The organism is Pseudomonas sp. D4-21 (assembly GCF_051132125.1).
Classification (GTDB): domain Bacteria; phylum Pseudomonadota; class Gammaproteobacteria; order Pseudomonadales; family Pseudomonadaceae; genus Aquipseudomonas.
Genome location: NZ_CP071664.1, coordinates 1,969,134 through 1,992,807 on the forward strand (window position 1 = coordinate 1,969,134; position 23,674 = coordinate 1,992,807).

Below are 23,674 nucleotides of genomic sequence, written 5' to 3' on the forward strand. Positions count from 1 at the left end.
GGCCCTCAGGAGGGCACGATGCAATTTACTGAAGAGAACGTGCCGCCAGAGATCCGAGCCAAGGTTCATCGACTCATGGAAGCAAGAGGGTGGACGTTCGAAGAGGCGGTGAACGAGATCCTGCTTGAGGCAATCGCCTCAGGCGCAACGGCCTTCGTTGGAAGGCGTAAAGCACCGATTTTGACTCTGGTGGGACTGAAGAGGCCCTCAACTGGATAGTTTGAGGCCCTCACTTAGGGCCTGAAGAGGGACTCACTTTCCTCCAGACGTAAAAAAACCACCGGACAGGGTGGTTTTTCACAGCGGTACAACAAGAAGCAGAGCAAATGATGCGCTATCCAAATCACTCGATCAATACCCCGGCCAATGTCGCGACACATATTGGCGGTGACGAAAAGGTGTCGCGTAGAAACCTGAACAGTGGCTTGCGTCCGGTTACCCAACGCCGGGCATTGCGAGGTGCAGCGTGAGCATGGGACTTATGGTTGCCGCGATGAAGATTCGTGTTGGCAATCCGTTGCGCAAACTGGTGCTTATCAAACTGGCCGACAACGCCAGTGACCTGGGGGAGTGCTGGCCTTCGTACCAGCATATTGCTGATCAGTGCGAGATCAGCAAGCGCTCTGTCATGAACCACATAGCCGCGCTCTGTGCTTGTGGTTTGCTGCGCAAGGAAGTCAGAAAGGGTGGCCCAAAGGGTAACTCTTCAAACGTCTACTACCTCACCATAGGTGGTGAACCTCCTGCACCAGGGGTAGTGCAAGAAATTCACCAGGGTAGTGCAGCAGATGCACCCCCTAGTGAATCTGCTGCACCAGGGGGTAGTGCAGGAGCTGCACCCAGAACCAGTCACTCTTTTGAACCAGTCAATGAACCGGTCATTGAACCAATTGCGACCCAGGCTGCGGCCAAGGTCGCGAAGGGCCAAATCGTTCCGTTCACTCCCCAGCGACCGCGGTGCGAGATTCCCGCCGACATGCCAGGGCCAAAAGACCAGTCCTGCAAAACCTTCAAGGCTTGGGCGAACTACGCCATGGCCTACCGCAAGCGGTACGACGCATGGCCGGTGTGGAACGCCAAAGTCGCAGGGCAGGTCGGCAAGCTGGTTGACCGCCTTGGGGCCGATGTCGCTCATCACGTCGCCGCGTACTTCCTGACCATCGACGACTCGCGGCTGATCAACGGCTGCCACGGCATCGGTGACCTGCTCACCAAGGCAGAGGCCTATCACACCCAGTGGATGACCAACCGCCGGATGAACCTGACCACGGCTCAGCAGATCGAGCGCAAGCAGGCCAACCTCGCCGCCGGCCAGGACGCTGCCCGCCGGATCATGGATCGCGAAAGGAGGAAAGCCAATGAGTTCATGTGAGCGCATGACCTCCGACCAGATCGCGCAGCTGGCCCTGGCAATCACCGCCACTGCCGAAGTGCTTGGTCAGGCCCTGACCGCAGACGCGGCTGAAATGATGGCTGACGATCTTTCGGAATACCCCGTCCCGGTGGTCGCCAGTGCTCTGAAATCCTGCCGACGTGAGCTGAGCGGAAAGCTGACCTTGGCCGCCATTCTCCAGCGCGTCCAGGCTGCCGACGGTCGTCCTGGCAAGGACGAAGCCTGGGCCATCGCGATAGCCACCAGTGATGAGTTTGAGACCGTGGTGCTTACCGATGAGATCCAGCTCGCCCTGGCCGCTGCGAAGCCTGTCCTCGACGCCGGGGACAAGATCGGTGCCCGGATGGCGTTCATCAGCGCTTACGAGCGTTTGGTAAGCCAGGCCCGTGAAGAGGCCAAGCCGGTTAACTGGCATGTCTCTGTGGGATTTGACGCGAGCCGTCGAATCCAGGCAATCACCAAGGCGATGCAGATGCAGCGCATACCGCAGGAACGGGGACAGAGGTATCTCGCTGACCTGAGCGTTGAACCGATTACCGAGGACGGACGCGCCTTGGCCGGGTTGATCACTGGAGCAGTAGCCCGACCGGCGCCGAAGCTGCGCGAAAAGCTAGGAATGGTGAAGAAGTCGATGTTGAAAATGCGGGCGGCAAACGCCGAGAAGCAGGATGAAATGCGGATTGAGGCAGCAAGTGAGTTGGCGGATCGCCGGGCATTGTTGATGCAGCAAGTCCAGGAGTTGGAAGCGAGGAGGGCGGCTCAATGACCGACAGAATCAGCGTAAATTGCCAATCCAAACTCACCGAGGCAATCACCAGCCTGACCACTATGTACCGTGAGAAGAAGTATGTGGTCGTGTCCCTCCGCCCAGGAAAGGACCGGACGTTGGACCAGAACGCCCTTTGGTTCGCGATGTACAAGCGGATTGCAGAAATGACCGAGATCGGCGATGCGGCAGACGCTCGTCGTTACTGCAAGCTGCATTTTGGCGTGCAAATCCTGCTCAACGAAGACGCCGGCTTTCAAGCGGCGTGGTGCCGGGTTGTGCGTCACCTGCCTTACGAGGAAAAGCTCGCAATGATGGGCGACCACAAGTTGTTCGGTCCTGACGGCTTTCCAGTGACCAGCCTGTTCAACCGTGCCCAGGGCATCGCCTACACGGATCGCATCGCCACGTATTTCACGCGCCAAGGCGTGGTGTTCTCCGATTTGCTGAGCGAGGAGGCGGCATGACGACTTTCGAGGAAATCAGCCGGTGCCCAGCTGCCAACCACCGATTCTGGTCGGAAAGGGCTCGTTTCAATCTTGCCTGCTATCGATACAACGGAGCGAGCTTGGCAGATCGCCGATTGGAGCGCGCCGGGCTCCTCAGGAATATGGCTCATCGCCGGGCGCAGACATACCTGATGCGGATGGAGGCGCCGATGGACCAATTCGAGGTGGCTGCATGATTGCAAAGCAGCCCAAGCCGAAGAAGTGCAAGAACCCTGCATGCGGCGTCAGCTTTCCGCCAAGACGTTTAGGCCAGGTGGTATGCAGCCCGGCATGTGCAGTCGCTTTGGTCCAGGTCAAACGGGAGCAAGAACGCAAGTCACTGGCCCAGCTAGAGCGCCGAGCAATCAAAGCCGCCAAGGAGCGAATCAAGTCACGCTCTCAGCACATGAAGGAAGCGCAGGTTGCGTTCAATGCCTGGGTTCGACTGCGCGATGCAGGCCTTCCCTGTGTGAGCTGTGGCCGGCACCACAACGGGCAATGGCATGCAGGTCATTACCGCACAGTTGGAGGCAGCCCCGAGCTTCGCTTTGAGCCGCTGAACGTCTGGCGTCAGTGTGCGCCGTGCAACAACCACCAGTCCGGCAACATCGTGAACTATCGAATCGAGCTGGTGAAACGGATTGGCGAAGAAAAGGTGGCTTGGTTAGAAGGGCCTCATCAGCCCCGCAAGTACACCATCGAAGAGTTGAAGACCATCAAGGCCGAGTATCGAGCAAAGGCCAGAGAACTGAAGAGGGCCGCAGCATGACCTATCGCAACGTTATTTCCGCAGTCGTCCGGGCGCTGGCCGCCGAAACCATCAGCTCAGCAGGGGGATGCGACTTTGAACCTAAGGTGCAAAACGGCAAGCATGTCGGCGAGATGGTGGGGAGGGACGCTGCGTTTCTCACGGACTGTTGGGTATTCGGGCGGCTGCATGGATCTCTTTCTTCCGCGCATTGGCGTGTGTTAGTGGCGAAGTTCTCGACTCACACCGAGCGCAAACACACCGCCATCGCTGAGCTGACAAAGACTGTGCGCTCACCAGCACCTGAGCGATTTAGACATTGTGCGATCGTTACTTGGGCGTTACCCAAGCCAGCTGGAGTCAGTGGCAAACGTTCGACAACCGTGCTGCCAGCAGCGTGGTACGAGATGGATAATTGGTCCGAAGAGCCTCATCCGATCAAGACGCAGGAGCGGTGGCGGAGGGATATACGTAAGGCGCTGGAGCGCGAAGTTGATGAGGCTTTAGTTGCTGCCCAAACGCTGTTGGATGCAGAGGGACTTATTGAAACAAAAGCCGCTTGACTTGATTTGAGCCAATGAGCCATTATTTACCCATCCTGCCGGTCCTGCGTACTGATAGGGGTAATAGGAAGAGCCCAGCCACAGTGTTGGGCTTTTTCGTTTCTGGCAGGTGGCGCCTAGCGGTGGGCAACCCGATTTGAAACCGGAGCTGCTAGAAGCGGAAGGGGTTCGACTCGCCTTTCGCCAACTTGCGCTGACTGAGATCGCGCTGGACGCGCACGAATCTTGAAACCGGCCAAGCGCCATTCTTATGCGCCAAGATTACCCAAATTTTCAGATTCACTGACTTGTCACGCTGGTCAGGACTTTGATGGCCTAAACCGATGGTTGGCCCAACATTTGTCAGGCGGTTCCCCAAGCCGCGGCGGAGACGCATTAAAGAAAAGCAGCCCGACGCCGATACTATGGTTCGTCCGAAACACAGCCGGTTAGCGGGAGAAAATGAGAGAAGAGTTTGAAGCTGTACGTAAGCCCCATGAGCTCGCTAGATCCAAGCATGGCTATCTAGATGCAGCAACTGAGCGTGAGTGGGTCCTCTGGCAAAGGGCTTGGCATGCAGCAATGTCAGTTAGATGCCCAATACTCTCGCAGAAACCAGATACTGCGAATTTGACTGAAGAAGAAATCGATTTCGTCAAAAAGCTATTTGAATAGTTTACTGAACCTCCTCTGTAAAGCAGGTCGAGCACTATCGAGGATCTCTGCATCCGCAGAGGCCTTTTCGTTTCCGGCTCCACCACACCCATTGCCCTGATGGGAGTACCGTTGGGGCTGACTTACACAGAGTCCCCATCACTTTTGCTTCGGCAATGCGCAAATTACGGGGACTCGTTCGTACCTGTATCCCGCTGGCCGTCTCCAAACGGCTTGTATATTTTTGGAGTAACCCTGGACTCAGTCGAGCTCGCCATAGGCCCAGCCACTTGGTTGATCGGTGCGGGGAACCTGGTACTCGGTAGTTCCCTATGGTTAAGCTTGGCGCCTGCAGAACTTGTATCGAGGTCAGTTACGCTACGCGGCTGAAATAGACAGCGGTCTGAAACCGCCGCGGGAGTTGTACTGGCCGGCTGATCAAGAGACGTTCTCGCATCAGCTTCGGAACGTTCACTAGAGGTCGGGGCACCAGCCGTGTAATTCTCGTCTAGCCACGCTACCAACTGCACCGCGCGATAGGGTGGTCGCCCTGGAGCCGCTTCCAACCGTAGCGCAATGCGTTCCCTGTTCATGTCGTTGACTTGGAATCCACGCAGAACAAGATATTGATCAATAAAGTCTTCGACATCCCACGCCTCGGTGATCGAGGCGAAGATGCCCTCGATCTTTCCCGAGTAGCGCTTTTTATCTGAACGTTCCCAAGGCATGATCTAGACCCTTAATATCAGAATGATACTGTGGTGGCGTGCGGTGTGCTTGGCAATATTTCATTCTCGCGAGCGATTACTGGCCAATGACGGCTGAAGGAAGATCACCTGTCCTCGCCATGCCCTGCGCAGCTAATGTGTTGGGTTTTGCGTACCGAGGGGAAAGATTCCAGCGGACATTTGAGACTCCATGGCTCCGTGCTACTGTTCTAACAGCTGACAAGAGTTGAGCGTGCAACATCACGCTGAAAGATACGCCACATGCTATCGCTGCGAGTGTCCAGGCATCGCCATCACTCATCTGGCCTGCAGTGTGAAGCGTGACCCTTTTTACGCCGCCGAACACATAGTGGATCTCGTAAGTGTTAAGAGTTTGCACCTCAGCTGGCTCCTATTCGGCAGTCGCTAGCCATGCTTAAGTTTCTGACCTATTAGGGTTTTTACCGCTCGACCGCTTAGGGGCCGACGCGCTCAGAAATAGATTGCGCAAACCAAAAAAAATTCAGTGCGGCCGCCTTTCCGCATAATCACTAGTCCCTGATCAGCTCGGCCTTCGCCGAGTTTCGTATATATCCCCCCGAAAGGGAGGAAGCTGAGATACCGAAGATGCCAGACAAACCAGACACTTGGGCGATAGCGCTTGCGTGGTTGAGCCAGCATTCGCCAATCCTCTATGCGGCTGCGTTGTCCTGCGCTATGGCCGTCCTGCGAATCACGTACGGTGGTGGCACAAGGCGCCAGATGATCGTAGAGGGCGCCATCTGTGGCTGCCTGGCCCTGACGATCATCAGCGGGCTTGAATTTTTCTCGCTGCCCCAGAGCATGGCGACATTCGTCGGTGGCTGGGTTGGTTTCCTTGGGGTGGAGAAGATCCGCTCCATTGCTGACCGGGTGACTGATTTCAAGCTTCCTGGCCGCAAGGCCGAGTAGCGCGCTACACGTTTCGCGCATCAGCAAATTGTGTCGCGACATGGGTCAAAACCACTACCAACTGGTGTATTGATCATGAAGCTGCTTGAGAGCGCCCTGATATAAGGAGGCATTGAGTTTAGACCTGAGCCTTCGCATGACGTCCTGAGCGGTAGAGCATACCTTCTCGGTGTTTCTCCCGGTTCGCTCCGCCCATGCAGATGCTGCCTTCAATACAGCTTTTTCATCAATGCATTGGGTCACCTGTTCATTTCCTTTTTGAACACAGCTGATCTTAGTTGAACGGGCGGGATGGGAAGAAATGAATCGACCAATGCCGCCAGCAGCTTTACTCGACCTGTCCGATCTTCCCGGCCTAGGAATGCGCCTGGTCCCTGCGCCAGGAGTGTGGGAATGGCTCCAGGCAGAGATCCTTGCCGACACCGGTAGCATTTACACTTTAGACCATGCCCACCTATTGGATGCAGACGTCCGGGTTATGTGGGCGTCGTCGAGCTTCAACAAGCAGGGCCGCACAGTCCTGGGCCAGGCCGAGCTAGTGGCGTTCCGTGCCGGTGGCTGGCAGAAGGCCCGGATGGAGCAGCAGATGCGTGATTGGTTCGGCGATGTGCCGAGCTTCATCATCACCTTGGCCGCCGATTACTGCGCCCAATGCAGCGATCTAGAGTTCTGCGCACTCATTGAACACGAGCTGTATCACCTAGCTCACGCGACCGACAAATACTGTCAACCAGCATTCACTCAAGACGGGAAGCCGAAGATCAAGCTTCGAGGCCACGACGTGGAAGAGTTCGTTGGTGTGGTCCGCCGCTACGGCGCTACGCCTGACGTTCAAGCTCTGGTGGATGCTGCAAACAACCCTGCCGAGGTGGGGAAACTGAACATAGCGAGGGCCTGCGGAACCTGTCTCCTCAAGTCGGCCTGACACTTGACCAGACTTTGACGGAATAAACCCATATGGCAGCCCTGAAAGATGAGGTAAAGCGCTTCATTGTGCAGTCCCTCGCCTGTTTCGATACGCCAAGCCAAGTGGCGCAAGCAGTCAAGGACACCTTCGGACTCGAGGTAAGCCGGCAGCAATGCGAGTTCTACGACCCCACGAAATACGCAGGGCGCGACTTAGCGCTGAAGTGGCGGACGGTGTTTGAGGACACTCGCAAGCGCTTCAGAGAAGAAACGGCAGAGATCCCCATCGCCAACCGAGCGTTTCGCCTTCGCGCCTTGAACCGCTTCGTGGAAAAGGCCGAGAGCATGAAGAACATCAGCCTCGCGATGCAGATCCTGGAGCAGGCGGCGAAAGAGACGGGCGATATGTACGTCAACCGCTCGCGCAAGGAAGAGCCGGACGACGAGCCGGCGGTTCCCACTCGTATCCAGGTGGACGTAGTGGATGCGAGGAAGCCGAATGCCGAGCCTTAACGTTCCCCAGGCTCAGTTCCTCACGTTGCCCAACAAGTTTCGCGCTTTCGTTGCTGGGTTCGGTTCTGGCAAGACCTGGGTGGGTTGCTCAGCACTGAGCAAGCACTTTATGGAATGGCCGAGCGTAAACGCTGGCTACTTCGCACCGACGTATCCCCAGATCCGAGACATCTTCTATCCGACCATGGATGAGGTGGCCTATGACTGGGGACTGAAGACCAAGATCAACCAGGCGAACCATGAGGTTCACATCTACAGCGGTCGGCAGTACCGGGGAACGGTGATTTGCCGGTCGATGGAGAAGCCTCAAACCATCGTGGGCTTCAAAATCGGCCATGCGCTAGTGGATGAGCTGGATGTGCTGTCGTCCGTTAAGGCGCAGCAAGCTTGGCGAAAGATCATCGCGCGGATGCGGTATAGCGTTCCTGGGCTGAAGAACGGAGTAGACGTCACCACGACGCCTGAGGGCTTCAAATTCGTCTATCAGCAATTCGTAAAGCAGCTTCGCGAGAAACCAGCGCTAAGCGGCATGTACGGCTTGGTCCAGGCGAGCACATTCGACAATGAGTTGAATCTGCCAGACGACTACATCCCGTCGCTGATGGAGTCGTATCCCGAGCAACTGATCAGGGCCTACCTGAACGGCCAGTTCGTAAACCTGACATCCGGCTCGGTGTACCACGCTTACGACCGGAAGCTGAACCAATGCTTCGACACCGTACAGCCTGGAGAGCCTCTGTTCATCGGTATGGACTTCAACGTCGGCAAGATGGCGGCGGTTACCCACGTCAAACGCGACCAGGGCCTGCCCAGAGCAGTCGATGAGCTGATAGATGGCTACGACACGCCGGACATGATCCGCCGCATCAAGGAGCGGTACTGGGAGCACAACGGTAACGACTTCAGGAAGACCTGCGAGATCCGAATCTACCCGGACGCCTCCGGAGATTCTCGCAAGTCGGTCAATGCCAGCATGACGGATATCGCCATGCTCAAGCAGGCCGGCTTCACGGTCATTGCTCCCGCAGCTAATCCACCAGTGAAAGACCGGATCAACGCTATGAACGCCATGTTCTGCAACGCCCAAGGCGAGCGGAGGTACTTGGTTAATCCGGTCAAATGCCCGACCTATGCCGACGGACTGGAACAACAGGTTTGGGCAGCCAATGGTGAGCCTGACAAAACACAAGGAAACGACCACGCCAACGACGGCGGCGGTTACTTCATTCACCGCGAATACCCGATCGTTAAACCGGTCACTTCAATGAAAATGGGATACGCCCGATGAGCAACGACGTCTCCTTCAAACGTGCGGATTATCTGGAGGCTTTGGACCGCTGGGCGACCGTACGCGACGTCTGTGCCGGCCAGCACCGAGTAGTGGATCGTTTGCCGTATATCAACGCTCACGACAAGTCGCCGGAGAACGTGGACCGAAACAAGGCTTATCGCGAGAGAGCCGTGTTCAAGAACGCGACCGGGCACACGCGCAATGGGCTACTCGGTTTGGCGTTCCACAAAGACCCGACACTGACCGTTGCGCAGAAGCTTGAGTACCTTCAGGACAATGCCAACGGCTCCGGCGTCAGCATCTATCAGCACTCCCAAGGCACGCTAGAAAAGGTGCTTGAGGCTGGCCGGCATGGTCTGTACGTCGATTACCACCCCGATGATGGTATCGGCGGTCGGGCGGTCATTCTCTCGTACTGCGCCGAGGACATCATCAACTGGCGTACCGGCATGGTGAACGGTCGCAGTGTGCTCACCTTGGTTGTGCTGCGGGAGTGGCCCGAAATCGAAGATGGTTTCGGCTTCAAAGTGATCGAGCAATATCGAGAACTGGTCCTTGAGGCGGACGGTTTCGTCTGTCGTGTATGGCGAAGATCCGGGCCAAAGGGAGGCGGGCCGCTGGTTGTGATTGAGGAGTTCAAGCCTGCGGGCGGTAACGGACGCCTGAAGGAAATCCCGTTCACCTTTGTTGGTGCGCAGAACAACGACCCTAGCATTGACGAGTCGCCCCTGTACGACATCGCCATGATCAACCTCGGCCACTATCGGAACAGCGCTGACTACGAGGACAGCGTCTTCTGGTGTGGACAAGCTCAGCCCTGGATTTCCGGCCTGGATGAGCAGTGGCGCGATTGGATGGAGACGAGCGGCGTCTATGTCGGTTCCCGCGCTCCGATGATGCTGCCAGTTGGTGGTGCCTTCGGCTATGCGCAGCCACAGCCGAACACGCTGGTGAAAGAGGCGATGGCCGACAAGAACCAAATGATGATCGAGCTCGGTGCTCGCATGGTTGTGGCGTCGCTCACAGCCAAAACAGCGACTGAATCCCGGGGCGACCAGTCTGCATCGACGTCGGTCCTAGCCGGTTGCGTGGCAAACGTCAGCGAAGCCTATACCCAGGCGATTATGTGGTGTTGCCAGTACATGGGGGTAAGTGATGCGAAGGTCAGCTATCAGATCAACCAAGAGTTCGTCGAGCTGACGGCTGATCCTCAGATGATCACCGCGCTGGTTGGTCTATGGCAGAACGGCGGCTTCGCCAAATCCGACCTACGAGCCTATCTCCGCAAATTGGGCCTTATCGCACCTGAGCGCACCGATCAGCAGATTGACGGGGAGCTGCTGGAGCAGGCCGATGGCCTTGGCCTGGATGACGAGGAACAAATAAATGGCGGCAAACCAAGCGATCCTTGATGCCACGGTCCGTCACGCAGTCTTTCTCGAAAAGCTAAAGGCAGGGGAAGTCGGCAAGTTTGCTCCGTTCCTCCAGGAGATTGACCGATCGATCCGCGACCGGCTCACGCGTAGTGACCTGTCCGAGTACAACGTCAGGCGTCTGGAAGCCCTGCTCAAGGAGGTCGATAGCCTGTTGCTGGGCATATTCGATCGCTTCAGCAATCAGCTGAACCTCGACTTAGTGGATATCGCCAATTACGAAGCCGAGTTCGAGGTGACAAGCCTTGCCAGATCGGCACCGGTCGGCGTGGCGTTAGACGTGGTTGCTCCGACAGCGGCTGCGATTCGTACAGCAGTGCTGACAAACCCTCTCAGCGTGCGCGGCACGGGTGGCGGAAAGCTGTTGAAAGCCTTTATCAAGGGTTGGACTGCGGCTGAGCGAGAGCGCGTCACTGGCGCGATACGCCAGGGCTTCTTCGAAGGGCTTACGAACTTCCAGATCATCCGCAACATTCGCGGTACCAAGGCGACGGACAACAAAGACGGCATTCTCGCAATCACCAATCGAAACGCGAGCACAGTGGTGCGCACAGCGATCCAGCATGTCTCGTCGCAGGCGCGCATGGAGGTGGCACGGGCCAATACGGACGTCGTGACGGAAGTCGAAATGGTTGCCACTCTGGATAGCAAGACAAGTCAGCAATGCCGATCCATGGATAAGCGGCGTTTCCCGGTCGATTCTGGGCCGCGTCCGCCGTTCCACCCGAACTGCCGAACCACATTCATTCTGCTGACCAAGCTCAGTGAAACCTTCGGTAAGGGCGCTACACGGGCCGCTGTGGGTGCGGACGGAGCAGGGCAGGTCAGTGCAAGCCTCGACTATTACCATTGGCTCCAACAGCAGCCTGCTTCGTTTCAGGACGTGGCGTTAGGACCGGCGCGAGGCAAGCTCTTTCGTGAGGGCGGTCTGACCATCAAGCGTTTTGCGGAGTTGCAGCTAGATCGCAACTTCGCGCCTATGACGCTGGCCCGCATGAAAGAGGTGGAGCCGCTGGCGTTTGAAATGGCAGGTCTTTGAGGTAAGGAGGCGACGTCCTTGTTCGCCTGCCTTCATCTCGCCAAGTGACGGCAGTCGGATCTCACTGCCCAAAAATAATCAACACGACCCGCTCTAGCGGGTTTTTTTACGCCTGCGAAGCGGGCTATACGAACCCAAGGGGTGCCTCAACGTGGCAGAAGAAAACGAAATCGACCTGGAAAATCCGGCAATCAAGGCCGCTATCGCGACTGCCGTGGAAGCCTCTGTGACCGGGTTGAAAACCAAGAACACCGAGTTACTGGGCAAGCTGAAGGAAACCACCAAAAAACTCAGCCAGTTCGAAACTCAGTTCGAAGGCCTGGACATCAACGCGGTGAAGGGGCTGTTAACCAAAGCCGGCGCGGATGAAGAAACGAAACTCCTCACCGAAGGCAAGATTGACGAAGTCTTTTCCAGGCGCACGGAGCGCTTGCGTGGCGACTTCGAAAAGCAACTAAAGGCGGAAAAGGAACGTGCTGACAAAGCCGAATCCTTCGCGAGCAAGTTCCGGGACAAGGTCTTGGGCGACTCCATCCGTTCTGCGGCCATCAAGGCTGGAGCGCTTCCTGAGGCAGCGGAGGATCTGATTCTGCGTGCCAAAGGGCAGTTCACGCTCAATGAAGAGGGCGAAGCAGTTGCGATCGATAAGGAAGGCCAGGTCATCCTTGGCAAAGACGGCAAGACCCCTCTGACGCCGCTCGAATGGGCGGAATCCTTGCGCGAAAGCGCACCTCATCTGTGGCCTAGGGCTTCAGGAACCAATGCCCCGGGCGGGGGTAGCGGTAATGCCGCGCTGAAACGCTCCGAAATGACGCCTTCGGCCAAGCGTGAGTTCATCACGAAGCACGGCCAGGACGCCTACCTGAAATTGCCTAAATAATGGAGTAACCCATGCCGACTACCGTCAACACGGACATGATCGTTTACAACGATCTTGCTCAGACCGCCTACCTGGAGCGCATCCAGGATGTGATCGATGTGTTCAACGCGTCTTCCAATGGCGCTCTGGTGCTGGATAACGAGCTGATCGAAGGTGACTTGCGCAAGCGTGCTTTCTACAAGCTCGGCGGCTCCATCGCACACCGTGACGTCAATTCGACTGCAACGGTGGCCGGCCAGAAGATCGGCTCTGGTGAGATGGTCGGTGTGAAGGTGCCGTTCAAGTACGGTCCTTACGAAACCACTGAAGAGGCGTTTAAGCGCCGAGCGCGTTCCCCGGAGGAGTTTTCCGAACTGCTGGGGATTGACTACGCCGATGCGGTTCTCGAAGGATACATCCAGTACGCGATGGCAGCCCTGAAGGCTGCTATCGGTGCAAATCCGAACATGGTTGCCACTGCCAGCTTCGCCACCGATGGCAAGAAGGCGCTGACCAAAGGCATGCGCAAGTTTGGCGACCGCTTCGGTCGTATTGCGTTGTGGACCATGGACTCGGCGACCTACTTCGACATGGTCGATCAGGCCATTACCGAAAAGGTCTACGAAGAGGCGGGTGTGGTCATCTACGGCGGCCAACCTGGAACCATGGGCAAGCCCGTTCTGGTCTCGGACACGATTCCAACGGAAACCATCTTCGGCCTGCAAGCCGGCGCGATCAAAATCACCGAGTCTCAAGCTCCGGGCTTCCGTTCGTACCCGATCAACACCCAGGAAAACTTGGCGATGGGCTTCCGCGCCGAAGGGACATTCAACCTGGACCTTCTGGGTTACAGCTGGAATGACTCTACCGGTGGTGTGAACCCTAACCTGGCTGCTATCGGAACCGGAGCTAACTGGACCAAGTACGCCACCAGCGACAAGGTTACCGCAGGCGTCTTGATCGACCTGTCCGCGCCTTAAAGGCGTTCACCTTTAGCCAGCGGCCTGTAACGGGCCGCTTTTGGAGAGCGACATGGAACTTACTTATTCGGCACAAACCAGGGACTTCGATCCGGACAAGCGTTATCGCACCCCCGTTTATTTCGAGAAGCCGGAGTCGGGCGTAACGAAGGTCACAGTGATCGGCGATTGGCCGGTCGTCGTCGATGCCTACAGGACCGCCAAGGTTCAAGTGGAAGTTGTCGAAGCCGGTGGCGCAGTGGAAACAGATCCGGCCAAAATGGGAGTGGCGGATCTGAGGAATTGGCTCACTGCCCAGGGCATTGAGTTCGATCCGAAGGCGCCGAAGGCTGAAATCGTAAAACTCATTCCTGCGAGCTGATTCCATGACACTCATCATCGAGGACGGCACTGGTAAGCCTGATGCCGAAAGCTATTCGAGCGCTGAGGATTTAGTCCGTTACGCCGCGAAATTCGGCGTCGCCATCCCTGCGGATACCCCCGCGCAAGAAGCGCTGCTTCGCCGGGCCGCCTTGGCGATGAATGGCATGGCCTGGAAAGGGCAGAAGATGTCTAGCGATCAGGCCCTGGCGTGGCCGCGCCGGGGTATTCAACTGGATTGTGAGATCAAGCCGAACGACTACCTTCCGGCGCGCATTCCTTACGGCCAAATGGCTCTCGCAGCGGAGATTCATCGCGACGACATCGATCCTATCGAGACGCGCAAGGGCGCGGTTATTCGGGAGCGGGTCGAAGGCGCCGTCGAGACTGAGTACGCGACGATTTCTAATACCAGCGGCAGGCTGCTTCCGGCTGCTCCGGATAGGCCAAGCCGCACGCAATTTGCGGACTACCTTCTCAAACGTGGGTTGTTCGCCGTAAGGGCTTAGCCGATGAGCGAGTTTTACGACCGGATGGCAGCAACGGCCTTACGGCTGATCACACAGTACGGCCAAGCAGTTACGCTGCGCGATGTTCAGCCTGGCGAATACGATCCTGACAATCCGGAAGGCGCGGAGGTCGTCCTCGAGCAAGTATCCCAGGGCATCCTGCTCGATTTCACCGGCTTCGAGTTTCAAGCCGACACCCTGATAGTGCGTGGCGACAAGAAGCTGAAGATTGCGGCGGTGGGCTTGGATTGGAAGCCGAAGCCAATGATCACAGCCGAGATCCAGGGGAATACCTGGACGGTGATCAACGTTAAGGAGGTCAACCCAGCCGGCACGCCGCTGATATACGAATTGCAGGTCCGTTCATGAACACTTACGCAGGCCGGCGAGGCAGCTTTTCGCTCCAACTGGCCGAGTTTGCCAAACAGGCCCAAGAGGCGGTGGACGCTAGCCTTCGCGAGATCATCATTGAAATCGGTAACTCGCTGATTCGAATGTCTCCGGTAGATACCGGGCGATTCCGTGGTAATTGGCAGATGTCCATCGATGCGCCATCGGAAGGGACGCTAGGAGCGCTTGATCCGACCGGAGCGACAGCTACGGCACGCATCGCAGAAGGATCGATTTTCTTCCGGGCAGGAACCACCGCGTTCATCGTGAACAATTTGCCTTATGCGATACCGCTAGAGTACGGCCATTCCGACCAAGCTCCGGGGGGAATGGTGCGAATCACTCAGGCGCGTTTCCAGCAAATTGTCCTGGAGGCCATCAGGAACCATAAAGTATGAGCCACAACATCATCGCTGCAGCGTTCGAGTCGCGCCTGCTTGCCTGGGCCAAGGCTAGAGCCAAGCCACTGAAGGTCGTGGTTGAGAACGAGGCATATACGCCAGGCGCCGCCGAGACGTATCTCCGAGCCTTCACGCTGCCGTCAGTCACGGCCAGCAATACGCTAAGCGGCGATCACCGCCTCTATACCGGCGTGTTTCAGGTGAATATCGTGACGCCGTCCGGGAAGTATCGGACCGAGGCAAGCGGCATCGTGGATGAGTTGGCGGCTTTGTTCCCCTTGAATCTGCGCGTTGCTCGCACCGGATTGATCGTGTCAGTGATGACGCCGGTTGCGCCCGGCCCAGGAATTCCAGACGGCAACAGTTTCACGGTATCTGCTTCGTTCCAATATCGGTCCGACACCAACTGAGCAACGTCGCGCTAGAATCATCTCTGAATAGACGTAATCGGGACTCCTCCATGGATGATGCAACGAAGGCGCGCCTACAGTGGCTGGATGAGTCAGCCGACGATCATGGTTGGAACAACCGTGAGGAGATCAACGCTAGCGAAAAATGCATTTGCAGCGCCTGCGGCCAATGGTCGAAACTGGACCAAATCACGAAGTGGCACAACGAGAAACACGCCTGTTGTCCTCATTGTGGGCTGACCGGTGTTGTCGTTGGCTCCGCATCAGGACTGCCCCTTGAGGAATACGAGAGCTGTCGAATTCCTGAGTAGCAGTCCATCCAAAATTCGCCCGTTGGGCAAACCCTGAACCCGCCATTGAGCGGGTTTTGTCATTTCTAAACAGAGGGAAATACATGAGCGCCATTCTCCCCAACGGCTCCATCCTTGAAATTGCTGCCACATTCAGCCCACCGACTCCAGTGACTGCCATCAGTAACGCTAACCCTGCGGTGGCAAATGCCGCTGCGCACGGCCTGTCGAATGGCGACATTCTGGTGGTTACTTCGGGTTGGACTCGCCTGAACGACAAGGTTGTTCGTATCGCCGGTTCTGATGCAGGCTCGTTCGAACTGGAAGGCATCAACACCACCAACACCACGGTCTATACCGCTGGAGCGGGCGCAGGATCTGTGCGTGCTGCGAGTGGTTGGGCTCAAATCAGCCAAGTCACCGACAGCAACAGCTCTGGCGGCGAACAGCAGTTCACCACCTTCGGCTTCCTTGAAGAGTCGGACGACCGTCAACTGCCGACAACGAAGTCTCCGATCAGCATGGCTATCACCGTTGCTGATGACCCATCGCTTCCTTACGTTGCGGTTTGTGAGGCGGCTGATGAAGATCGCGAGCCCCGCGTTGTGAGGCTGACTTTGCCCAATGGCTCCGTCATCTACTACCACGCATACGTGTCGATCACGTCTACTCCGACGTTGTCCCGGAACAGCATCATGACCCGGACTGTAACGCTGTCTCTGGCCGCTCGCCCAACCCGATACGCTGCGGCGGTGTAAGTCATGGCAAAGATCAAGATTGCTCAAAACCCGACCTTCAAAACGAAGGTCGCCATCCCGCGCGTGGGCGCTGATCCGGTCAGCGTTGAGTTCGAATTTAAGTATCTGGATCGCCTTGCCCTGGCTGCTCACTTCGACAAGTGGAACGCCGTCCGTGAGGATCATGCGAAGAAGCTCCAGGAGGACGGTCTCTCTTGGCATGAGGCCACGGTGGCAGAAATAGACATCCAGGTCGGCCAGCTCAAGGACATCATTGCCAATTGGGCCTTTGACGAGAAGCTGTCGGATGAGTCGCTGACAGCGCTTGTCACCACCTGCGTTGGCGCGCCGCAGGCGGTGCTTTCTGCCTACCAAAACGCCTATCAGTCGGCCCGCCTGGGAAACTAACCGGCGCCGCTCGCGTCATGTACGAACCAGGGCCATCCGAGGCAGCCCTAGCAGCCTTCGGCATGACGTTAGACGACATTCCCGAGAATGAATACGAGGTCTGGCCGGACAACTGGCGGGCTTTCCTGCTGTTCGAGGCAATGTCGACTCAGTGGCGAACGGGAATGGGCGGAGCCTCTGGCTTGGACTACAGCGCACTCCCGCCAGTGGCAAGCATGTTGGGCATAACGCGGCGCGAATTATCAGAAGCCTTCCACGACATCCGTGTCATGGAAGCAGAAGCCTTGCTCGTGATGAGCGAATCGAAATAACGGAGCCTGAATGACTTCTATTGCTGAACTCGGCATCAAGGTTGATTCGACTGATGCTGCGCAAGCGAGCTCCGATCTCGACAGGCTCACCGCTGCGGGTGTCCGCGCAGAAAAAGCCGCTGAGGGTGTTGCCAAGGGCGCGGACAAGGCATCGGAATCGATCAAGAAGCAGAAGGATGAGCTGAGCGAGCTCCTCGGCGAGATTGATCCGACGGTGAAGGCCCTAGGACGGCTGGACGAGCTTGAAAGCAGGCTAGCGAAGCAGAAGAAGCTCGGCGCGCTCGATGCAGCCACCTTTAGCGAGTACCAGGCCAAGATTGAGCAGTCTCGGGCGAGCCTCGGGGGCTTCGACGAAACGCTCACTCGCACCGGTAACACGGCTAAGCAGACGGCTGCTGCGTTGCGTGGAGTCCCTGCTCAATTCACTGATATCGTCGTGTCGCTCCAGGGCGGTCAGTCTCCGATGACTGTCCTGCTCCAGCAAGGCGGCCAACTCAAGGATATGTTCGGCGGCATTGGTCCCGCCGCGCGAGCCCTAGGCGGATACATCCTTGGCCTTGTTAATCCCTTCACGGTTGCCGCTGCGGCTGTTGCTACCCTCGGATATGCCTTCGTTTCAGGCAGTGAAGAGGCGGTCGAGTTTCAGAAATCGATCATCCTTACCGGAAACGCTGCGGGCACTTCGGCTGACACTCTGTCCAACATGGCGCAACAGGTGGCCGCAACCGTCGGCACAACTGGCGCAGCGTCGGAGGTACTGGCAAAGCTTGCTAGCAGCGGCAAGATTGCGAGCAGCAGTTTTGAAGGGGTTGCGACCGCGGCGCTGGAAATGGAAAAGGCCACTGGCCGGGCCGTGGAGGAAACGATCGCCGAGTTCGTGAAGATCGGAAAAGACCCAGTCGCAGCCGCGAAAGAGCTCAACGATCAATACAACTTCCTGACGGCAACGACGTATGCGCAAATCGTCGCGCTGAAAGAGCAGGGCGACACTATCGGCGCGGCCAAACTGCTGACCGACACCTATGTCGATACCATCAAGAGTCGTAGCAGTGAGGTCACGGAAAACCTCTCAATCTGGGAGCGTGGATGGAAAAGCCTAAAGGGAGAAATCTCGGCCACGGCTGATGCCATAAAAAACATCGGACGTGATCAGACCCTGGCTAGCCAGATCACCGAGGCGCAGCAACGTGTGGCAGCGGCCCAGAGTGCCCTAAATGGCATGCCGGACGACACCGATGCCCAGGCCAAGCTGACCAATTCAAAGCTGGAACTGGAGTTTCTCATCCAGCAGAAGAACACCCAGGACGCCATCGCCAAAGCTCAGGGGTTGAGCGCACAGAGACAGCGTGAAGGCATCGACGCGAGAATCCGCGTGAAGGCTATCAGTGACTCCAGCCTTTCCAGCGAGGAGAAGCGCAACGACCTTATCAAGGAGTACAAGCGGGAGGTCGAGGCGCTGCGCAGGGCAAACCCCGACGACCCGCTGGTTCAGGAAGCCGTCGTAGCGAAGACAATCCAGAATATTCGGGACCGGAACAAAGACCCGAAAACCGCGACGTCGTCCATCAACCTCACCGACTTCAACGACTCGAAAAATCAGCTAACGCTGATCCTCAGCGAATACAAGAGCGCTCAGAGGGAGCTGGAAGCAGCGCAGAAAGCCGGCCTGCTCACACAGGAAGACTATCTGCTCAAGCGTAAAGCCCTTATCGGCAATGAGCGGGATGAGGTAACCGCAGCTTACCAGGCGGAGATCGCAGCTCTCGAGGCATCGAAGAGCCAAGCCAGCACTACAGCCGCCCAGCGCATTCAGTTGGACCAAAAAATTGCCGATGCCAAAGCCAGCATGATCAAGGCGCAAAAGGAGGCTGACAGCGAGCTTGAGGTGATCGCGACGAATGAGCAGGGGAGGCTTGCGAAGCAGGCCCAGGCCATCAAATCCTATACCGACGCGTTGGATCAGCAGAACGCCGCCCTGCGCCGTGCTGGAAGCCGTGCCGCAGACGGAGTCGGGCTTGGCGACCGCCAGAATGCGATCAATAGCGAGCTGAACGGCATCGCTGATCGTGCGAATCAGCAACGCTTAGATCTGGCTCGAGATAAGGCCGACCAGGCGCGAAACATGAGCGCTGAGGAATACAGAGCCAAGCTGGACGCGATCAATCGAAGCGAACGGGAGATGAGCGAAACCGTGCTCAGCAACTACGAGCAGTTGTCTGAAGCTCAGGGAAACTGGAGAAACGGGGCAACGTCTGCGTTCAGCAACTATCTGGACAGCGCGCGTGATGTGGCTGGACAAACCAAAAGCCTATTCACCAATGCTTTTAGCTCCATGGAAGATGCTTTGGTCAGCTTCGCCATGACTGGGAAGCTGTCGTTCTCGGACTTCGCAAAATCGGTATTGGCTGACATGGCTCGTATGGCTGCCAGAGCGGCTACGTCCTCTGCGCTCAGTTCGTTGTTTGGCATCGCTGCATCCGCTGTTGGCTCCTATTTCGGCAGCCCTGCTTCTGCCGGCTCGACGCAGGCTGGTTACTCCGGCGATTTGTCGGGCTTCACTCCGGGGAGCATTCAGGCCAAGGGCGGTGCGTGGGCTGGCGGCGTGCAGATGTTTGCCGACGGTGGGGCTTTCACCAATTCGGTAGTCAGCAAGCCGACCGCCTTCGGTATGGCTGGCGGAGAGACCGGAATCATGGGTGAAGCCGGGCCGGAGGCAATCATGCCGCTGACTAGGACAGCAGGTGGCAAGCTCGCCGTAATGGCGGTAGGTCGCGGCCAGAGTTCCAGCACCAACCAAGTGGTAATTCAGCAAAACATCGCCGTGCCGGATGGGCAGGGTGCTGGAGGCGCTGATGAGACCACCAGTCAGGCCGTTGCCCAAGCTTACGCCCGGGCGGCCAAGCAGGGCGCTCAAGAGCAAATTGCTCGCGACTTGAGGCCTGGCGGCCAAATCTGGCAAGCCATCAACAAACGGTAATCCCCGCTTCGACGGGGTTGTGTTTTAGGAACATACAGCATGGAAACTTTCACCTGGGCTCCGGATAAAGAGCCTTCCGGTACGGTGAGTTTTCGCCGCAAGTCAGCAAAATTTGGCGACGGATACGAGCAGGTCGCTGAGGACGGGATGAACAATAAAACCCAGTCTTGGCCGCTGACATTCACTGGACCAAAGTTACGGATCGCTGAGATCAAGGCATTCCTGGATGCGCATAAAGGCGCTATGGCTTTTAGCTGGACGGAGCCTTTCGGGGAATCATTGCTGGTCCGGTGCAGCGAGTATCAACCTCGGCATGCAGGCGGTGGTGTTTACCGGTTGGCCGCAACTTTTGAACAGGCATTTCACCCATGAGCATTGTCCCGATCAACATCGGTGGAGGCGCTAACGACGGGGCAGGTCAGAGTCTCCGCTCGGGTGGGGAGACCATCAAGTCCAATTTTGCAGAACTCGATGTTCGGACAACTGCCGCACAGCTGGCCGCTGATAAAGCAGGTGAGACAGCCTCGCTCGCTGGGGAAGCAGCAACGGACGCCAGAGCCAGAGCTGACGCAGCCCAGGCGAAGGCTGACGCAGTCGCTGCCGAAAAAGGACAACCCAATGGGATTGCCACTTTGGATGACAGCGGCACCGTCCCTGCCAGTCAGTTGCCCAGTTACGTCGATGATGTACTCGAGTTCGAAAGCGAGTCCGCTTTTCCAGCTACAGGCGAAACAGGGAAAATCTATGTCGCCGCTGACTCCAATGATCAGTACCGCTGGAGCGGCACCCAATACATTCTCCTCTCCGCATCGCCCGGCTCGACTGATGCAGTCCCGGAGGGTAGCGTCAATAAATATTGGACCAATGCCAGAACCGTTGCGAGCGTGCTCACCGGACTCCTCACGACAAACCCGGCTGTGGTGGCTGCAACAGACACTATCCTTGCGGCCATAGGAAAGCTGCAACGGCAAATCAGCGATGCAGTAGCCTCGCTCGGGAATAAGGCCGCGAAAGGGGCCAATAGCGATATCACCTCGTTATCAGGACTAACCACGGCGCTTTCGATTGCCCAGGGCGGTACCGGGGCGACTACGCTCGCAGCCGCTCAAGCTGCACTTGGGATCAACTCAGCGATCAACCTTCCTACCGGGACGAACCTTAACAATATTCAGGCCACAGGCTTCTACATGCAGCAGGCGAACGCTAACGCGACGTTGGCCCTGAATTACCCTGTCGCAGCCGCAGGATCACTTATCAGCGTGCAGCTCGGAAGCAGCATCACCACTCAGACGTACACCGTGTACAACACAGGTGAGCAATACGTGCGATCCAGGTATGTAGCTGCCTGGAGCGATTGGAGATTGACCATCACTGACGCGACTGTGGGATTTGCCTATGCCTACCCGAACGGCGGAACAGAAGCAGCTCCCGCAACGGTGACGATCAACAGCCGTTACACGGTAGCCAACCCGTTCCCTGGGCACGAGGTGATTGTACAGGCGGAGATCCTGATCGGAGGCAAGTGGGGCGATGCTGGTTGGTTCTACAGCTCTGGCGGCTACGGCACCAAGGGCTCACAACTGGACTTGAACACCTTGGTCGTTCAGACGGGGGCGAGCCGAGTTAGCTACACATCCAACGCCAGTGGCGACCCCTTTGGACAAACAGCCACAGGACTGACGTCCGCAACTTGTCGCTTAAAAGTCTGGAGAGTCCATGCATGACCTTGTGCGTTTACGCTGAGATTGGCAGCAATTTTCAACAGGTGGGTGGGGACTGCCCTAATGGTTGGATTCAAATGAATGGTCAGCGTCCCGATGATGAGAAGACCCTGCTTTACACCGCATCGGAGAAAGGCGAGTGGGTAATCTCCGATAGAACGTTGCTGGAGATCCAGATGAAAAGGGAAGCGGATTGGGCATCCTCTGAGATGGTCGTCGTGGCCGAACAGCTCGTGATGCTTGAAGACTCTGACCCTGCCGCCTTGCCTGGGACAGATCGGCAATGGCGGGACTATCGAATCGCGCTCAGAGCCTGGAAGGAAGGGCACCCTGATTTCCCAGACGAAGCAAAGCGCCCAAAACGGCCCATCTGATCTCCACTCGCCTGATTTTAATTTTTTCTGAGGACACTCCATGCCGATTACGGCTGATATCCAGACGCTGGAGCCTGGCGCTTGGGTGGAGCTTTTTGAGCTCGATGCAACGATGCTGGGCGCCGAGCTGTACCGCTTCCATGGTTACCCACAGCAATCCTCAATATTTTGGCAGGGCAAAGAGTATTCGCCTTGGCCGATTAAAGCTGAAGGCTTCGAGATGACGGGGCAGGGGACGCAACCGACGCCGACTCTTTCCGTGGGCAACGTTGACGGCTTTATCACTGCGCTGGTTTTGTATTTCGAAGATCTCGTCGGCGCGAAACTGATTCGCCATCGAACCCTGGGCAAGTATCTCGATGGGCAGCCCGAAGCGGACCCAGAGGAAGAACTTCCACCAGATATTTGGTATGTCGAGCGCAAGGCTGCCGAGGACAACGAAGTTGTCCAGTTCGAACTGGCGACGGCCCTGGATTTCGCTGGAGTCCAACTACCTCGGAGACAGATCGTAGCCAACGTGTGCTGGTGGCTTTCCTGTGGCGGCTACCGAGGTCCGTATTGCGGCTACAACGGGTCACCCGTTGCCGACGAGAACGATGTCATCGTCACTGACGCAGCCAAGGATAAGTGCGGCGGTCGCTTGACTAGCTGCAAGCTACGTTTCGGCGAAAATAACCCCCTCCCATATGGCTCTTTCCCCGCTGCGGGGCTGCTCCGGACATGATCTATGAACAAAGCAAACAGAGCGGCAATCGAGGCACACGCCATCGACGAGTATCCGCGCGAGGCGTGTGGGCTGTTGGTGAGGGTAGGTCGGAAAGAGATCTACGTTCCATGCCGCAACATCGCCTCGACGCCGAACGAGCATTTCCGCTTGGCGCCTGAGGATTACGCAGCCGCTGAAGACAGGGGCGACATTTTCGCGGTGGTACACAGCCATCCCGATTATCCTGCCACACCGAGTGAGGCTGATCGCGTCTCCTGCGAAGCGTCGGGCTTGCCCTGGCACATTCTCGAAGTGCGAAAAGGCGATGACGGTGTAGTGCGAGCTGGGAATTTGATGAGCTTCGCGCCGGTTGGGTATCAGGCACCTCTGATTGGCCGCAAGTTTGTGCACGGTGTGCATGATTGTCTCAGCATCATCCTGGATTTTTACCGTCGTGAGATGGGTATCGATCTTGGCAGCTATGAGCGGGAAGACGGTTGGTGGGATAAGGGCGGCAATCTCTACCTCGAAAATTTGCCCGCGGCGGGCTTCGAAAAAATACCCGTACCGCAACATGGCGACATCGTGTTGATGCAGATCCGTTCACCGGTGCCCAACCATGCGGGGATATACCTGGCCGACGGTGTGCTGAGGAGTGAGCCAGAGCACTACCCGGCGCCCGGATCGATTCTTCATCACCTCTACAACCGCGACAGCAAGCGGGATGTGTACGGCGGGTACTGGTCTGAAGTCACCGTTGGTTACTGGCGTCACCGGGACGCAAAACCTTTGCTAAAACAGCACTGAAAT

30 protein-coding genes are annotated in these 23,674 nt (G+C 57.2%); all 30 read left to right on the forward strand.

The window, feature by feature from the left end; all coding sequences use genetic code 11:
* The first annotated feature begins 18 nt into the window (after positions 1–18).
* The 30 genes from J3Q04_RS08835 to J3Q04_RS08980 all read left to right on the forward strand — a co-directional run bounded on the left by J3Q04_RS08835 (position 19) and on the right by J3Q04_RS08980 (position 23,671).
* The gene (locus tag J3Q04_RS08835; RefSeq protein WP_434606826.1) at positions 19–219 is read left to right on the forward strand and encodes a hypothetical protein; all 201 of its coding nucleotides are present in this window, start codon (positions 19–21) and stop codon (positions 217–219) included.
* 107 nt (positions 220–326) lie between these two features.
* Positions 327–470 (forward strand): hypothetical protein, encoded by a 144-nt coding sequence (locus J3Q04_RS08840; protein WP_434606823.1) that lies wholly within the window; start codon positions 327–329, stop codon positions 468–470.
* Entirely contained in the window at positions 467–1,372 is a 906-nt protein-coding gene (locus tag J3Q04_RS08845; RefSeq protein WP_434606821.1) for a helix-turn-helix domain-containing protein, read from the forward strand. The genes J3Q04_RS08840 and J3Q04_RS08845 overlap by 4 nt, the downstream gene beginning before the upstream one ends.
* Entirely contained in the window at positions 1,359–2,159 is an 801-nt protein-coding gene (locus J3Q04_RS08850; protein ID WP_434606819.1) for a hypothetical protein, read from the forward strand. Before J3Q04_RS08845 ends, J3Q04_RS08850 begins: the two co-directional genes overlap by 14 nt.
* The gene (locus J3Q04_RS08855; protein WP_434606818.1) at positions 2,156–2,626 is read left to right on the forward strand and encodes a hypothetical protein; all 471 of its coding nucleotides are present in this window, start codon (positions 2,156–2,158) and stop codon (positions 2,624–2,626) included. Before J3Q04_RS08850 ends, J3Q04_RS08855 begins: the two co-directional genes overlap by 4 nt.
* Complete coding sequence (locus J3Q04_RS08860) at positions 2,623–2,844, forward strand: hypothetical protein (RefSeq protein ID WP_434606815.1); 222 nt, start codon at positions 2,623–2,625, stop codon at positions 2,842–2,844. Before J3Q04_RS08855 ends, J3Q04_RS08860 begins: the two co-directional genes overlap by 4 nt.
* The gene (locus tag J3Q04_RS08865) at positions 2,841–3,416 is read left to right on the forward strand and encodes a recombination protein NinG (RefSeq protein WP_434606813.1); all 576 of its coding nucleotides are present in this window, start codon (positions 2,841–2,843) and stop codon (positions 3,414–3,416) included. Before J3Q04_RS08860 ends, J3Q04_RS08865 begins: the two co-directional genes overlap by 4 nt.
* A complete protein-coding gene (locus tag J3Q04_RS08870; RefSeq protein WP_434606810.1) occupies positions 3,413–3,958 on the forward strand; it encodes a hypothetical protein in 546 nt (181 codons plus the stop codon). The genes J3Q04_RS08865 and J3Q04_RS08870 overlap by 4 nt, the downstream gene beginning before the upstream one ends.
* A gap of 1,958 nt (positions 3,959–5,916) precedes the next feature.
* Complete coding sequence (locus J3Q04_RS08875; RefSeq protein WP_434611633.1) at positions 5,917–6,249, forward strand: phage holin, lambda family; 333 nt, start codon at positions 5,917–5,919, stop codon at positions 6,247–6,249.
* A gap of 301 nt (positions 6,250–6,550) precedes the next feature.
* Positions 6,551–7,174 carry a putative metallopeptidase gene (locus J3Q04_RS08880; protein ID WP_434606807.1) on the forward strand — a complete coding sequence of 208 codons (624 nt, stop codon included), beginning with the start codon at positions 6,551–6,553 and terminating at the stop codon, positions 7,172–7,174.
* A 32-nt stretch (positions 7,175–7,206) separates the two neighbouring features.
* Complete coding sequence (locus J3Q04_RS08885) at positions 7,207–7,668, forward strand: DUF2280 domain-containing protein (RefSeq protein ID WP_420765718.1); 462 nt, start codon at positions 7,207–7,209, stop codon at positions 7,666–7,668.
* Positions 7,655–8,956: a terminase large subunit domain-containing protein gene (locus J3Q04_RS08890; RefSeq protein ID WP_434606804.1), complete on the forward strand. Its 1,302-nt coding sequence runs from the start codon at positions 7,655–7,657 to the stop codon at positions 8,954–8,956. Before J3Q04_RS08885 ends, J3Q04_RS08890 begins: the two co-directional genes overlap by 14 nt.
* On the forward strand, positions 8,953–10,371 hold the full coding sequence (locus J3Q04_RS08895) for a DUF4055 domain-containing protein (protein ID WP_420765720.1): 1,419 nt from the start codon (positions 8,953–8,955) through the stop codon (positions 10,369–10,371). Before J3Q04_RS08890 ends, J3Q04_RS08895 begins: the two co-directional genes overlap by 4 nt.
* Complete coding sequence (locus J3Q04_RS08900) at positions 10,346–11,431, forward strand: minor capsid protein (protein ID WP_434606802.1); 1,086 nt, start codon at positions 10,346–10,348, stop codon at positions 11,429–11,431. Before J3Q04_RS08895 ends, J3Q04_RS08900 begins: the two co-directional genes overlap by 26 nt.
* Positions 11,432–11,582: 151 nt before the next feature.
* Entirely contained in the window at positions 11,583–12,311 is a 729-nt protein-coding gene (locus tag J3Q04_RS08905) for a hypothetical protein (protein ID WP_434606799.1), read from the forward strand.
* An 11-nt stretch (positions 12,312–12,322) separates the two neighbouring features.
* Complete coding sequence (locus J3Q04_RS08910) at positions 12,323–13,270, forward strand: major capsid protein (RefSeq protein WP_434606796.1); 948 nt, start codon at positions 12,323–12,325, stop codon at positions 13,268–13,270.
* 52 nt (positions 13,271–13,322) lie between these two features.
* Positions 13,323–13,631, forward strand: coding sequence for a hypothetical protein (locus J3Q04_RS08915; RefSeq protein ID WP_420765724.1), 309 nt, complete (start codon positions 13,323–13,325; stop codon positions 13,629–13,631).
* 4 nt (positions 13,632–13,635) lie between these two features.
* Positions 13,636–14,139, forward strand: a complete 504-nt coding sequence (locus J3Q04_RS08920; RefSeq protein ID WP_030141970.1) for a DnaT-like ssDNA-binding protein — start codon at positions 13,636–13,638, stop codon at positions 14,137–14,139.
* Between the two features lie 3 nt (positions 14,140–14,142).
* The gene (locus tag J3Q04_RS08925; protein ID WP_434606794.1) at positions 14,143–14,508 is read left to right on the forward strand and encodes a hypothetical protein; all 366 of its coding nucleotides are present in this window, start codon (positions 14,143–14,145) and stop codon (positions 14,506–14,508) included.
* Positions 14,505–14,927: an HK97 gp10 family phage protein gene (locus tag J3Q04_RS08930; RefSeq protein WP_434606792.1), complete on the forward strand. Its 423-nt coding sequence runs from the start codon at positions 14,505–14,507 to the stop codon at positions 14,925–14,927. Before J3Q04_RS08925 ends, J3Q04_RS08930 begins: the two co-directional genes overlap by 4 nt.
* On the forward strand, positions 14,924–15,340 hold the full coding sequence (locus tag J3Q04_RS08935; protein WP_434606789.1) for a phage tail terminator-like protein: 417 nt from the start codon (positions 14,924–14,926) through the stop codon (positions 15,338–15,340). Before J3Q04_RS08930 ends, J3Q04_RS08935 begins: the two co-directional genes overlap by 4 nt.
* Before the next feature lie 394 nt (positions 15,341–15,734).
* Positions 15,735–16,388, forward strand: a complete 654-nt coding sequence (locus J3Q04_RS08940; protein WP_434606787.1) for a phage tail protein — start codon at positions 15,735–15,737, stop codon at positions 16,386–16,388.
* 3 nt (positions 16,389–16,391) lie between these two features.
* The gene (locus J3Q04_RS08945; RefSeq protein ID WP_434606785.1) at positions 16,392–16,775 is read left to right on the forward strand and encodes a phage tail assembly chaperone; all 384 of its coding nucleotides are present in this window, start codon (positions 16,392–16,394) and stop codon (positions 16,773–16,775) included.
* 62 nt (positions 16,776–16,837) lie between these two features.
* Positions 16,838–17,086 (forward strand): DUF1799 domain-containing protein, encoded by a 249-nt coding sequence (locus J3Q04_RS08950; RefSeq protein WP_434606783.1) that lies wholly within the window; start codon positions 16,838–16,840, stop codon positions 17,084–17,086.
* A 10-nt stretch (positions 17,087–17,096) separates the two neighbouring features.
* Positions 17,097–20,063, forward strand: coding sequence for a phage tail tape measure protein (locus tag J3Q04_RS08955; RefSeq protein ID WP_434606781.1), 2,967 nt, complete (start codon positions 17,097–17,099; stop codon positions 20,061–20,063).
* Positions 20,064–20,102: 39 nt separating this feature from the next.
* Entirely contained in the window at positions 20,103–20,435 is a 333-nt protein-coding gene (locus tag J3Q04_RS08960; protein ID WP_420765731.1) for a phage tail protein, read from the forward strand.
* Complete coding sequence (locus tag J3Q04_RS08965; protein ID WP_434606779.1) at positions 20,432–21,787, forward strand: pyocin knob domain-containing protein; 1,356 nt, start codon at positions 20,432–20,434, stop codon at positions 21,785–21,787. The genes J3Q04_RS08960 and J3Q04_RS08965 overlap by 4 nt, the downstream gene beginning before the upstream one ends.
* A complete protein-coding gene (locus tag J3Q04_RS08970; RefSeq protein WP_420765733.1) occupies positions 21,784–22,158 on the forward strand; it encodes a hypothetical protein in 375 nt (124 codons plus the stop codon). The genes J3Q04_RS08965 and J3Q04_RS08970 overlap by 4 nt, the downstream gene beginning before the upstream one ends.
* A gap of 40 nt (positions 22,159–22,198) precedes the next feature.
* Positions 22,199–22,882, forward strand: a complete 684-nt coding sequence (locus tag J3Q04_RS08975) for a phage minor tail protein L (protein ID WP_420765734.1) — start codon at positions 22,199–22,201, stop codon at positions 22,880–22,882.
* Between the two features lie 3 nt (positions 22,883–22,885).
* Positions 22,886–23,671 carry a C40 family peptidase gene (locus J3Q04_RS08980; protein ID WP_434606777.1) on the forward strand — a complete coding sequence of 262 codons (786 nt, stop codon included), beginning with the start codon at positions 22,886–22,888 and terminating at the stop codon, positions 23,669–23,671.
* Positions 23,672–23,674: the final 3 nt, after the last annotated feature.

Coding starts and splice junctions, on each gene's coding strand:
- J3Q04_RS08885 (WP_420765718.1), top strand. CDS start 7,207: ATGGCAGCCCTGAAAGATGAGGTAAAGCGCTTCATTGTGCAGTCCCTC.
- J3Q04_RS08940 (WP_434606787.1), top strand. CDS start 15,735: ATGAGCGCCATTCTCCCCAACGGCTCCATCCTTGAAATTGCTGCCACA.
- J3Q04_RS08960 (WP_420765731.1), top strand. CDS start 20,103: ATGGAAACTTTCACCTGGGCTCCGGATAAAGAGCCTTCCGGTACGGTG.
- J3Q04_RS08955 (WP_434606781.1), top strand. CDS start 17,097: ATGACTTCTATTGCTGAACTCGGCATCAAGGTTGATTCGACTGATGCT.
- J3Q04_RS08925 (WP_434606794.1), top strand. CDS start 14,143: ATGAGCGAGTTTTACGACCGGATGGCAGCAACGGCCTTACGGCTGATC.
- J3Q04_RS08895 (WP_420765720.1), top strand. CDS start 8,953: ATGAGCAACGACGTCTCCTTCAAACGTGCGGATTATCTGGAGGCTTTG.
- J3Q04_RS08930 (WP_434606792.1), top strand. CDS start 14,505: ATGAACACTTACGCAGGCCGGCGAGGCAGCTTTTCGCTCCAACTGGCC.
- J3Q04_RS08860 (WP_434606815.1), top strand. CDS start 2,623: ATGACGACTTTCGAGGAAATCAGCCGGTGCCCAGCTGCCAACCACCGA.
- J3Q04_RS08935 (WP_434606789.1), top strand. CDS start 14,924: ATGAGCCACAACATCATCGCTGCAGCGTTCGAGTCGCGCCTGCTTGCC.
- J3Q04_RS08945 (WP_434606785.1), top strand. CDS start 16,392: ATGGCAAAGATCAAGATTGCTCAAAACCCGACCTTCAAAACGAAGGTC.
- J3Q04_RS08890 (WP_434606804.1), top strand. CDS start 7,655: ATGCCGAGCCTTAACGTTCCCCAGGCTCAGTTCCTCACGTTGCCCAAC.
- J3Q04_RS08980 (WP_434606777.1), top strand. CDS start 22,886: ATGAACAAAGCAAACAGAGCGGCAATCGAGGCACACGCCATCGACGAG.
- J3Q04_RS08865 (WP_434606813.1), top strand. CDS start 2,841: ATGATTGCAAAGCAGCCCAAGCCGAAGAAGTGCAAGAACCCTGCATGC.
- J3Q04_RS08910 (WP_434606796.1), top strand. CDS start 12,323: ATGCCGACTACCGTCAACACGGACATGATCGTTTACAACGATCTTGCT.
- J3Q04_RS08920 (WP_030141970.1), top strand. CDS start 13,636: ATGACACTCATCATCGAGGACGGCACTGGTAAGCCTGATGCCGAAAGC.
- J3Q04_RS08915 (WP_420765724.1), top strand. CDS start 13,323: ATGGAACTTACTTATTCGGCACAAACCAGGGACTTCGATCCGGACAAG.
- J3Q04_RS08900 (WP_434606802.1), top strand. CDS start 10,346: ATGGCGGCAAACCAAGCGATCCTTGATGCCACGGTCCGTCACGCAGTC.
- J3Q04_RS08840 (WP_434606823.1), top strand. CDS start 327: ATGATGCGCTATCCAAATCACTCGATCAATACCCCGGCCAATGTCGCG.
- J3Q04_RS08965 (WP_434606779.1), top strand. CDS start 20,432: ATGAGCATTGTCCCGATCAACATCGGTGGAGGCGCTAACGACGGGGCA.
- J3Q04_RS08835 (WP_434606826.1), top strand. CDS start 19: ATGCAATTTACTGAAGAGAACGTGCCGCCAGAGATCCGAGCCAAGGTT.
- J3Q04_RS08950 (WP_434606783.1), top strand. CDS start 16,838: ATGACGTTAGACGACATTCCCGAGAATGAATACGAGGTCTGGCCGGAC.
- J3Q04_RS08850 (WP_434606819.1), top strand. CDS start 1,359: ATGAGTTCATGTGAGCGCATGACCTCCGACCAGATCGCGCAGCTGGCC.
- J3Q04_RS08975 (WP_420765734.1), top strand. CDS start 22,199: ATGCCGATTACGGCTGATATCCAGACGCTGGAGCCTGGCGCTTGGGTG.
- J3Q04_RS08880 (WP_434606807.1), top strand. CDS start 6,551: ATGAATCGACCAATGCCGCCAGCAGCTTTACTCGACCTGTCCGATCTT.
- J3Q04_RS08855 (WP_434606818.1), top strand. CDS start 2,156: ATGACCGACAGAATCAGCGTAAATTGCCAATCCAAACTCACCGAGGCA.
- J3Q04_RS08870 (WP_434606810.1), top strand. CDS start 3,413: ATGACCTATCGCAACGTTATTTCCGCAGTCGTCCGGGCGCTGGCCGCC.
- J3Q04_RS08970 (WP_420765733.1), top strand. CDS start 21,784: ATGACCTTGTGCGTTTACGCTGAGATTGGCAGCAATTTTCAACAGGTG.